The organism is Brevundimonas sp. 01N35 (assembly GCF_056399785.1).
This window is the reverse complement of record NZ_JBFTRZ010000020.1, coordinates 1-10,767: the sequence shown is the minus strand read 5'-3', so window position 1 is coordinate 10,767 and position 10,767 is coordinate 1. Positions and strand designations below refer to the sequence as shown.

General features: G+C 66.5%; 6 protein-coding genes. 2 read left to right on the top strand and 4 right to left on the bottom strand.

Annotated features, from left to right (window positions below; genetic code table 11):
- Positions 1 to 641 precede the first annotated feature (641 nt).
- On the top strand, positions 642 to 2,516 hold the full coding sequence (gene recQ / locus AC1DJ5_RS14355; RefSeq protein ID WP_477021030.1) for a DNA helicase RecQ: 1,875 nt from the start codon (positions 642 to 644) through the stop codon (positions 2,514 to 2,516).
- 4 nt (positions 2,517 to 2,520) lie between these two features.
- On the opposite strand, the gene AC1DJ5_RS14350 is transcribed toward recQ, so the two are convergent.
- Entirely contained in the window at positions 2,521 to 3,399 is an 879-nt protein-coding gene (locus AC1DJ5_RS14350) for an alpha/beta fold hydrolase (RefSeq protein WP_477021029.1), read from the bottom strand.
- A gap of 101 nt (positions 3,400 to 3,500) precedes the next feature.
- On the opposite strand from AC1DJ5_RS14350, the gene AC1DJ5_RS14345 reads away from it, so the two are divergent.
- Entirely contained in the window at positions 3,501 to 3,944 is a 444-nt protein-coding gene (locus tag AC1DJ5_RS14345) for a hypothetical protein (protein ID WP_477021028.1), read from the top strand.
- A 148-nt stretch (positions 3,945 to 4,092) separates the two neighbouring features.
- Here AC1DJ5_RS14345 and AC1DJ5_RS14340 read toward each other — a convergent pair whose 3' ends face one another.
- The 3 genes from AC1DJ5_RS14340 to AC1DJ5_RS14330 all read right to left on the bottom strand — a co-directional run bounded on the left by AC1DJ5_RS14340 (position 4,093) and on the right by AC1DJ5_RS14330 (position 10,277).
- Positions 4,093 to 5,727: an alkaline phosphatase D family protein gene (locus AC1DJ5_RS14340; RefSeq protein ID WP_477021027.1), complete on the bottom strand. Its 1,635-nt coding sequence runs from the start codon at positions 5,725 to 5,727 to the stop codon at positions 4,093 to 4,095.
- Positions 5,728 to 5,845: 118 nt separating this feature from the next.
- Positions 5,846 to 8,902: a TonB-dependent receptor gene (locus tag AC1DJ5_RS14335; protein ID WP_477021026.1), complete on the bottom strand. Its 3,057-nt coding sequence runs from the start codon at positions 8,900 to 8,902 to the stop codon at positions 5,846 to 5,848.
- A 121-nt stretch (positions 8,903 to 9,023) separates the two neighbouring features.
- Positions 9,024 to 10,277 (bottom strand): hypothetical protein, encoded by a 1,254-nt coding sequence (locus AC1DJ5_RS14330; protein ID WP_477021025.1) that lies wholly within the window; start codon positions 10,275 to 10,277, stop codon positions 9,024 to 9,026.
- Between the last annotated feature and the right edge of the window lie 490 nt (positions 10,278 to 10,767).

Below are 10,767 nucleotides of genomic sequence, written 5' to 3'. Positions count from 1 at the left end.
GGATCAGGCGGGCGGTTCAGGAGTGAGAGACGAAGCAGGCGCGAACGCGCTTCTTCCTATCGTGGTCTCAAGTAGCCCGAAGGGCGATAGACCACACTCCATTCATGACGCCGCTGGGGCCTAGCGACGGGGCGTTCGACCCGTCCATCRTAGAGGCTCCGGTCAGGGTCGAGGGGGTTACTCGGACCGTTCCAGGACCGCGTCGTCGCGCGGCCTGCCCGTCATGGGCGCCGGGGGTAGCCGCTAACAACGGCGCCTGCCCCGAGCTCATGTCCAACTCTTCGCGCGGGGCGCTTTGCTTTCGTCGAAACGGTAAAACTCATCTGTCTCCGGGCGAAGGCCCGGCGCCCCGCCCAGCCCTCCACCGCCCGCGATCTCGCGAGGCGGGCGTCCGCGCTCAAGCAGCCCAAAGGGCGGTAGCGCACCCAAGATGTTTCCTTCTCCCCTTGCGGGAGAAGGTGGCGGCCGCAGGCCGACGGATGAGGGGTCTCGCGACAGTGGAGGAAGGCGAACAGTCAAACTCAGCGCAACCCCTCATTCGACCTCGCTCCGCTCGGCCACCTTCTCCCGCAAGGGGAGAAGGAGCACGCCCTCCCCGGATTAGGATGACACCCCGGAACGAATACGGCACAACCCGGCCCATGCTCGCAGACCCCCGCCGTTCCGCCCCGCCCGTTTCCCAGACTCTGGACGGCGCCCGCGAGGTTCTGGGCCGGGTCTGGGGTCATGCCGATTTTCGCGGGCTGCAATCCCATGTCGTGGCCGAGGTTCTGGCCGGACGCGACGTCATGGCCGTCCTGCCGACCGGCGGCGGCAAGAGCGTCTGCTATCAGATTCCGGCCATCCTGCGCCCCGGCGTCGGCCTGGTGGTGTCGCCGCTGATCGCCCTGATGACCGATCAGGTCGAGGCCCTGAAACAGCAGGGCGTGGCCGCCGCCCGTCTGGATTCCGGCGTGGGCATGGACGAACGCTCGGCCATCTGGCGCGCCGCCCGATCCGGCGAACTGGACCTGCTCTACGTCTCGCCGGAAGGCCTGGCTTCGGGGTCGATGCTGGAGCGGCTGTCGGAGTTGCAGCTCAGCCTGATCGCCATCGACGAGGCCCACTGCGTGTCTCAGTGGGGTCACGACTTCCGTCCCGACTACCGCACCCTGGGTCGTCTGGCCGAGGTCTTCCCCGGCGTGCCGCGCATCGCCGTCACCGCCACCGCCGACGCCCGCACCCGCGACGACATCCTGGCCTCGCTGCGGCTGGGCGAGGCCCGCGTCTTCGTCGACAGTTTCGCCCGCCCGAACCTGCAGTTGTCGGCCGAGCGCAAGATCAACGGCTCGCGCGCCCGCACCGACGCCGCCGTGGTCGAACTGGTCCGCGAACGGCGCGGCAAGTCGGGCGTCGTCTATTGCGGCAGCCGCGACGGCTGCGAACGTGTGGCGCAAACTCTGCGCGACGCCGGGACCAACGCCATCGCCTATCACGCCGGCTTCGACGCCCGCGAGCGCGACCAGCGGCTGGCCCGCTTCCTGGCCGAGGACGGCGCCGTCATGGTCGCCACCATCGCCTTCGGCATGGGGGTCGACAAGCCCGACGTCCGCTTCGTCATCCACGCCGATCCGCCCGGCAGCCTCGAAGCCTACTGGCAGGAGATCGGCCGCGCCGGACGCGACGGCGAACCGGCCGAGGGCATCACCCTCTACGGTCCCTCCGACATCGCCTGGTCCCTGCGTCGCCTCGAAGGCCGGCCGATGGCCGAGGAGATCAAACAGGTCCAGACGCGCAAGGTCCGCCAGTTGTTCGCCATGCTGGACGGCGCCGTCTGCCGGCCCCAGGCCGTGCGCCGCTACTTCGGCGAACAGGACGCCCAGCCGTGCGGCGTCTGCGACATCTGCGGCGACCCGCCCGCCACCTTCGACGCCGTCGTCCCGGCGCAAAAAGCCCTGGCGGCGGTGCAGCGCCTTGGCGAACGTTTCGGCCGCACCCGCGTCGTCGACCACCTGCTGGGCAAGACGAAAGACGTCCAGAACTGGGAGTCGAACCTGTCGACCTGGGGCATCGGCGCCGACCTGTCGCTGACCGCCTGGCGCGACGTCATCGACCACCTGCTGTTCGAGGGCCTGCTGGTCGAGGACCCGAACGAGGGCAAACCGATCATCCGCCTGGGCGACCCCGAGGCCGTCCGCGCCGTCTATCGCGGCGAGCGCCCGATCCAGGTGCGCAAGGCCCCGGTCCGCGTCGTCGAGGCCGAACGCCCGCGCCGCAACGCCGGCCGCAACCTGGCCGTCGAGGCGTTGGACGCCGACGTCCGCGCCCGCTTCGAGGTCCTGCGCGCCTGGCGCCGCGACCGCGCCGCCGAGCAGCACGTCCCGCCCTACGTCATCTTCCAGGACAAGACCCTGGTCGAGATCGCTCTCAGCGAGCCGCGCGACCTCAATGCGCTCGGCCGCATCTCCGGCGTCGGCGCCGGCAAGCTGGAACGCTACGGCAAGGGCGTGCTCGAGGCCTTGCGCGCGGCGGATTGAGCCTTCAGCGCAGGAACCGCTCCACCGCCGCCTGGAAGCGCCGCGGCTGGTCGATCATGACCATGTGCTCGGCGCCCTCGATCCGTTCGAACTCGGCCGGATGCGGCAGCGAGCGGTAGCCGGCGCGGAACAGGCCGTCGATCTGGCTGCGCGGACTGCGGTCGTCGGCGCTCCAGCCATAGACCACGGTGACCGGCGCGGTGATCGAGGGCAGGCGCGAGCGCAGGTCCACGGTCATCACCTCGTACAGGCCTTGCGCCAGGGTGCGCCGGTCGCCGCCCTGCCAGCCCAGGGTGCCGAACAGGCTGTCGCTGGCGCCGCCCATCTCGATTCCCAGGCTGCTCGCCTGGGTCCGCAGAGCGTCACCCCCCAGCAGCAACAGCCCCTGATAGGCCAGCCGCGCCAAAGGCTCGACGTCGCCCGTGGTCGCCCCGGCGCTGATCAGGGAGGGGAAGAAGGGCGAGGCGTCCACCACCATGACCCGGCCGATGCGCGGCCCAGCGTCGGCCGCCACCCGCAAGGCGATCTGGCCGCCCATCGAGTGCCCGATCAAGGCCGGCTTCGTCAGCCCCTCCTCGGCGATATAGCGCCGGATCTCCGCCGCCGTCGGCCCGCTGACGAGACCCGAGGCGTTGGCCTCGGCCCGGACATCGCCGAAGCCCCTCACTGTCACCAGATGCACCCGGTAGCGCCCCTCGAGCGCCGCGGCGGTGCGCGCCCAGACGGCCGAGGTCGATGCCAGACCCGGGATCAGGATCACGTCCGGTCCCGCGCCTCGCGCCTCGACCACGATCCGTTCGGATTGAAACCCGACCGCAGGCTCGCCCCACGCCGTCGCCGGGAGACAGATCAACAGAAGCAGGCTCAGAAGGAGGCGTTTCATGGCGACCACGCTAACGCCTGATCGCGACAATTGGTCGACCTTCGCCAGTTGAAATTGCACCGGTTCGGGTGTGATATCCGGCCATCCTGGGGAGGATTGAAATGAAGCCTATTATCCTGAGCGCCATTTTGGCCGCCGCTGCCGCTCTCGCGGGCACCGCCGCCGCCGAAGAATGGAACGTCTTCTCGCGCAGCGCCCGCACCATGTATCTCGCCGACGTCGGCGGCATAAGCGTCCTTGGCGACGACACCACGATCCGCATCGCCCGCGTGCCGCTCGAAGGCGCCCCGGGCGATTACAGCCACACCACAGAGGATCTGGCTCTGCGCTGCGCCACCAAGAAGTCCCGCGTCGTCCTGGAACTTGAATACGGTCCCAACGGCGTCGAGACCGACCGCATCGAAAGCCAGGAAGCGGCTTGGGAAGACATCCCGCCCAACAGCCTGACCTCCTTCGCACAGACCATCGCCTGCGACGGGGCCCGCGCCAACGGCCGCAACCCTGCCTCGATCAAGGACTTCATCGACGGCGGTCGTGGCAAGTAACGCCGCAGCCCGTCATCACCGATTCAAGGCTTGAGACGTTCGCCCAAGTTCGACGGGGCCGGAACGCGAAAACCCCAGGGCTTGCGCCCCGGGGTTTTCAGTATTGGATGCGAGAGCAGGATTTGGTCGATACCTCACACGCCGTCGCTCAGGCGAGGAAGCGGCGCCGGCCGCGCTCGACCGACATCCGGTGAACGCCCGCCAGGGCCATGCTGCGCGACTTGATGGTCTGCATGAAGACCCACTCGCCGCCGACCCTGTCGGGCGTGACGTCAATCACCATATAGCCGCGCCCGCTGGTCTGGGCCCAGGCCATCTCGGGATTGGCGGCGACGAACGACCGGGCGGCCACGGCGGGAGCCACGCCGAGTTGCTTCTCGATGCCGTTGGAGGTGACGGCGTGGCCGGCGAACTCCACGCCCGCAGGTCGCCCGTCCTCGACCAGTGAATAGGCCCAGGCGTTGTGACTGTCGCCCGACAGCATGACCAGATCGGCGTCGGCCTCCTGCGCCGCGCTGAGGAAGCGAGAGCGCGCCGCCGGATAGCCGTCCCAGCGGTCCATCCACATCGGCAGGTCCGCCCGCGCCGCCCGCGCGCCATCCGCAAAGGACCGAACGGTCTTTTCGCTCGCATCCGGGCGCAGCCAGCTGACGGCGTCCTGCGGCATCACGGTTCGGCCGAGGATGGCGCCCATGCCGACGATCTGCCAGGCCGTCGTCCTGGCATTGTGCTTGAGCGCCTGCGCCAGCCAGCTTTCCTGCGTCGAGCCGAGCATGGTGGCCGAAGGATCGCGCCAGGGGCCATCGCGGAAAGCCTGCAGAGCCGCGTCGGTGCCGGCCCGGAACGCCCCGGCGATGTCGGCCTGTCGCGTCCGCCCGATCAGGCGCGATTCCGTGCGGTAGAGGGTGGCGAGCGCGCCGATCGAGTAGGCCTTCCACGGCTCCTCGGAAATCGGCATCCACTCCAGATAGGCCTGGGTGGCTGCGGCCCGCCGCACGTTCCAGTCGCCTTCCGACTGGGACTGGTGGTTCTGCGCCCCGCCTTCCCAACTGTCATTGCTGGCCTCGTGATCGTCCCACAGGCTGATCATCGGGGCCGCCTGGTGCAGCTTCTGCAGGTCGTCGTCGGCGCGATAGCAGGCCAGACGCAGGCGATAGTCCGCCAGCGCGATCATCTCGTGGTCATGCGCGGGCAGAAGGTCCCGTCCGGCGATCAGGTCGTCCGGCGCGTAAGAACCCAGGCCGTACTCATAGACGTAGTCGCCCACGTGGAGCCACAGATCCACGTCGTCGCGCGCCGCCGCATGGGCATAGGCGTTGAACCAGCCCATCGGCATGTTGGAACAGGAGAACAGGCCCAGACGGAACCGGTCCACCTGGCCCACCGGCAAGGTCTTGGTGCGTCCTGTCTCTGATCGGGCGCCGTCGAGGGCGATGAAGCGATACCAATAGACCGTGCCGGGGTTCAGCCCGTCCAGGGTGATCTTGACCGTCCAGTCCCGATAGGGGCCGGTGCGCACGGTGCCCCGCGACACGACCTGATTGAAGTCGCGGTCCAGCGCGATCTCGGCGTCCAGACGGACTTCATCAGCGCTGGTCGCCGGCATGTAGCGCGTCCACAGCAGCATGGACTCCGGGCCCGGCTCGCCGCTGGCCACATTGTGGGTGAAGCCCGTAGCGCCTAGCATTTCCGCCGCCAGACCGGCGCCGGCGGGCAAGGCGAGCGCCGCGAGGCCCAGGCTGCCGCCCAGCACTAGTCGCCGCCGATCAAGTAGCAGAGCCATGACATGTCCTTGGATGTGCTGGCCGACCCGGTGGGCCGGCCCTGTTCAGCCTGCCGCGACCGCGCCGTCGCAGGACGACGCGGCCACAACCAGCGTTCTGGCGCTCAAGCGCTCGGGATCAGAAGACGCCCTTGATCCCGACGTTCCACATCGAGCCGTACACGGTGTACTGCTGCACCCGCTCGCTCACGTTCGAGTAGATGACGTCGGGCGAGTTGAAGATGTTCCGGCCCGCCATCATCACTTCGAAGCGGTCGTTCAGCTTGTAGCTGACGCTGACGTTCCACAGCTCACGGGGCGCGTGATAGAGGATGCCGTTGTTCGCGGTCGTCTCGGTGTTGTTCAGGCCGCTGACACGATATTTCGCCTGCCAGTTGCCGTTCAGTTGGAAGTCGAACGGGCCGTAGTTGTAACGAACGCCCCAGTTGGCCGCCTGCTTGGGCGTGCTCTGGCGCTCGCCGTCCGGGTCGATATGGGTCAGCGAGCCATGCAGACCCAGGCCCCTCAAGGCGCCGGGCAGGAAGGTGAGTTGCTGGTTGTACTCGAGGACCGCGCCCTTGTTGGTGCTGGTCCCGTCCAGGTTCTGGGCGCTGCGGAAGGTGTAGCCCGCGTATTCTGCAGGATCGAACCCGACGTCCTCCGGATTGACCGTGATGCCGGTGACCTGCATGTCCTTCATGTCCAGTTGATAGACGGACAGGCCGACGATCCCGGCCGAAGGCAGATAGTACTGCAGGCTGGCGTAGTACTTGGTCGAGTGCTCGGGCTTCAGCTCCGGGTTCGGCACGGTGACGATCATGGTGTCGTCGTTCACCGACACCACCCCGCCGAGATTGCCATAGTCAGGGCGCAGGATGGATTGGCTGAAGGAAAGCTGGCCGACCAGATTATCGGTGAAGTCGTACTTGACCCCGCCGCTCAGGAACCAGTCGTCGTATTCGCCTTGGCGTTCGGACGATTCACCGTTGTGGTACTGATAGAGAAGCCCCTCGACCGTGCTCACGGACAAACCAGCCGCGGTCACCTCCTTGACCGGACGGATGACAGCGATCTTGGCGGTCGTTTCGGTCTTCTCGTAGCGCAACCCCAGATCAAAGCGCGCCTGGCCCGCATCAGCCTGAGCCTCGAAGTAGGCGGCGGTGATGTCTTCGTGAACCTGTTTGTCGTTGTCGAGACGACGCTTCAGGTTGCCCACCATGTCCGGCACGAAGTATCCGGGGTTTTTCTTGTAGAGATCATGGGTGGCGTAGTTGCTGTCGGCGCGCCAGTTCTGGGCGTTCATGTTCCCGGCATCGAAGCCGATGATCTCGAACTTGTAGTTCTGCGTCCACGGCACCACCGCCTCAAGCGCCTTCTGGGAGAGATCTCCGGTCGGACCGACGTACTGGAACTGCTGGAACGAGCCTTCGTTGGTCCGCCAGTCGTTGGTGCGGGCGCTCGCGCCGCCCATCAGGGTGAAGTAGACGTCGCCGAGGCTGAACTTCTTCTTCAGGTCTAGGTTGACCGAATACATCTCATTGACGGCGTCGGACTCGGACGTCCGGATATTATTGCCGATGTCGTCGTCGCGGTTGAAGCTGGTGGGATCGCCCCAGGGACGGCCAGCGGTCTGGGCCAGGGCCCAGGCGTTCGACTCCGATGAATCACGATCCAGGGTGAAGCCGATCCGGGTCAGATAGCTGTCCGTGCGCTGGAAGAAGCCCTTGCTCCGGTCCCGGAAGTTGAACTCGGAACTGGAATAGCTGGCGCGAAGCGCCGCCTCCCACGTCTCGCCTTTGTATTCCAGCTTGGGCGCGACCAGATAGGCGGGCGTCCCGGCATAGCGGTGCGAATACTGGGTATGCAGGCGGGTATTCGTCCCGTTGGGGTTCACGGTGATATGGGTCGGCGTCGAGTCCGCCGTGGCCTGCGAGACGGTCGGCGTGCCGAAGATCAGATAGGTGTACTGATTGAAATACTCGACGTCGTAGAACGAGTAGTTGCTTCTCAGAGAGAAGATCAGGTCGTCGGTGATCTTGTAGTCCACGGCCAGATTGGCGGCCGTACGGCTGGTCAGTTTCGGGCCCGGACGCCACATGACCTGATAGGGCATGACCCGGCCGTCCGGCAGGTAGGACCAGTCCGTCTGGATGCGGTCCTGCTGCACATAGTTGGCGTTGTAGCTGCCGCTCAGCGCGACCCCGAGGCGACCGTCGAGGAAGACGTCGGCATAGCTGAACTGTCCCGACGGATAGATGCTGGCGTGCTTCTGGTCGTCGGGCATGTAGTGCCGCGAGAGCTGGGAATCCGAGGTGCCGACGCCGCCCAACTGGAAGCGGAGCTGACGATCAGCCAGTTGGAAGGCGTATTTGCTGCGCAGATTGATGCTGCCGCCCGGCGCGTCGGCGTCCATGCTGGCCAGCAGGGTGTGGTTCAGTTCGATCGCCTCGACGCCGGTGATCGACATCTGTTCGAAGGAGTTCTGACGCCCCGAGTTGTTGTTGGACGTCGCCGTGGCCATGCGGGCGCCGTCCATGGTGAAGGTCGAGTATTTCGGCGGCAGGCCGCCGATACGCACGGCCGTGGCGTCCACCTCGGTATAGTCCAGCGAGAGACCCGGCATGGACTTCATGAACTCGCCGACGTCGCCCATGGTCAGGGCGCCGAAGTTGTCGGCCGGGACCACGTTCTTGGCGTTCATGGAGGCGCGACGCTCCATCAGGGCCTTGGCCTGCCCCCCGCGCGCGGCGGTGACCACGATGTCCTCGACCGCCGCCGCTTCCCCGCCGGAGGCAGCGTAGATCGGAGCCTTCAGTTCGATGTCCAGCACCGCCGTCTGTCCAGCGGCGACCGCGGCCGTGACCCGCGCCTCCTGCAGGCCGGCGTAGCGCACCAGGACCGTGACCTCGCCCGCCGGCACGCCGCTCAGACGGAAGGCGCCGCCGTCCTCGGAATAGGCCACGATCGTCGTGCCTTCGACGCGAACCTCGGCGTTGCGCAGATATTCGCCGCTGGCGGTGTCGAACACCCGCCCGCGCACCGCGCCCGAGGCCGCAGCGGGCGCCTGAACCACCGCCGCCTGAGCCTGCGCCGCCTGAGGCAACTGCACGGCGAAGGCGGTCACTAGGAGCGGGCAGAGAAGCAGCGCGCGCGGGCTGACGCTGGTCAGTTTATGCAGGCGACGATTGGGGGTCATGACAAGCTTACTTCGTTGGATTGAAAAAGAAAAAATGGTCACTAGGGATCGACAGCGCCCCTCGCGTCAGGCGCGGGACTTCAGCCGATGAAGGTTCTGGGATGAGCGTCGATGCCGCGCTTCACGGCGCGTCGGCATTCCCCAGGATCTGGAGACGTTCCGTCTGGCTGACCGGCGCGAAGGGTGCCTGCGGATCGCCCGTCCAGCGCATCAGGGTGAGGTCGGCGGTCTCCCGCCCCTTGCCGCCGGAATTCACCGCCAAATAGAACAGGCCGCGCCCCAGGGACTGAAGACCGACATCGGCCTTCTGATTCCAGCCTCGAACGCCCGTGGCGGGATCGTTCAAACCATCGTCGGCCAGATCGAGCAGCAGGCCCTGCGCCCAGCCCTCGCCGTCCGCATCCGGCACGCCGATCAGGTCGCCCATAACAGGCTGTTCGCGCGCCTCGACGGCGAACAGCAGATAGTTGGGAAAGGCGTCCTTGCGGCCCTTGTAGACGCCCATGAACCAACGCTGCTGGGCCTCGTCATAAGCGAGGTTCTGCACCCCGTAGGTCGTATTGCCGGTGCGGACGAAATACTGGCCCTCAGCAGACGCGGGGCCGTTCCGGTGGGGCGCAGCCTCGGACAGCGGACTGGCGTAGCGGCTCCAGTCCGCGATGTCGTACTGCAGCAGCACCTGATGGTCATTGTCCGCCCGCGCGGTGTCGCCGTACACGCCATAGGCGACGGTCAGGCGCAACGGACCATCCACGCGACCGAAGGCGGGGCCGAACGCCACCCCGTCGATGCCGGACGCGCCATAGCGATGGTCGAGCGAGGCGGCGTGGTCGCCGTCGAAGCGCCCGTCTCCGTTCACATCGGCCGCATAGTCTCTGGCGACGTCGGGCAGATAGACAGTGCGGAAAATCTCGGTCCGGCTCGCCTCCACCCCGACACGGTCGAGCTGGGCGACATCGATGACCGCGACGTAGAAGGCCTGGTCCGCCTTGTATTCCAGCGAGCCGTAGATCCTGCCGTCGGCGGGGTTGAAGGCCAGATCGCCGAGGTGGCCTGTCCAGCCAACCAGGGTTCCAACCAGCTTCCCATTGAAGTCGTACTTGGCGAGCAGGTTGGTGAAGGAATAGTAGATGTAGCCGCCCTGCACATCGACCGCAGCGCCCTGCACATGACCGGAATCCCAGACGCCTCCATTCTGGGTCAGCGGCAGCCGCGCCAGAGCCGAAGCGTCCGGCTCGGCCTCAGACCCGCTGGAAAGAAGGCCGAATTCGTTGCCTGCCTTTGGCGCCTCGTCGGCGCGGGCCGGGTCAGCGACGGCGGCCGGCGCAAGGGGCAGCCCCGCGAGCAAAAAGAGCCCAACGGCGCGCGATCGCATACTGAACTTCATGTCCCCCCCGGTGCGTTCCAACACGAGGGAGGCGGTTAAGCTTCAACTATGATCGACAGCGCACGTTTTCGTCACGCCCTCAAAAAACTAAAGTGACATCACCTTGTCGAATACGTTCCCCACGGAGAGATATTCTAAAGCAGGGCCTGGTTAAACGCCCCACATTGCCGACCGTCGATGAGCTGCACGTCGGCCTCAAAGGCAGGAGATTCGGCGAAAGACCTTGCGGAGGTTCCAGGACTTGAACCGTGACGGCCCCATTCCGGAGGACGCGCCTAACGCTAGGCCACCCGCCGCGAACGCGGCGGACCAATCCAAGGCCTTCCAGTTGAAGGTGCAGGGCAGCTTGGCGGCGCTGGTGGCGCTAGATCACGGCCCAGAACGCGAAAACCCCCACGGCGTGAGCAGTGGGGGTTTTCGTTAAACTTGGGTGCGGGAGCAGGATTTGAACCTGCGACCTTCAGGTTATGAGCCTGAC

Bases quoted from the DNA above. Each gene is read 5' to 3' on its own strand.
- recQ (WP_477021030.1), top strand. From the start codon at position 642: ATGCTCGCAGACCCCCGCCGTTCCGCCCCGCCCGTTTCCCAGACTCTG.
- AC1DJ5_RS14350 (WP_477021029.1), bottom strand. From the start codon at position 3,399: ATGAAACGCCTCCTTCTGAGCCTGCTTCTGTTGATCTGTCTCCCGGCG.
- AC1DJ5_RS14345 (WP_477021028.1), top strand. From the start codon at position 3,501: ATGAAGCCTATTATCCTGAGCGCCATTTTGGCCGCCGCTGCCGCTCTC.
- AC1DJ5_RS14340 (WP_477021027.1), bottom strand. From the start codon at position 5,727: ATGGCTCTGCTACTTGATCGGCGGCGACTAGTGCTGGGCGGCAGCCTG.
- AC1DJ5_RS14335 (WP_477021026.1), bottom strand. From the start codon at position 8,902: ATGACCCCCAATCGTCGCCTGCATAAACTGACCAGCGTCAGCCCGCGC.
- AC1DJ5_RS14330 (WP_477021025.1), bottom strand. From the start codon at position 10,277: ATGCGATCGCGCGCCGTTGGGCTCTTTTTGCTCGCGGGGCTGCCCCTT.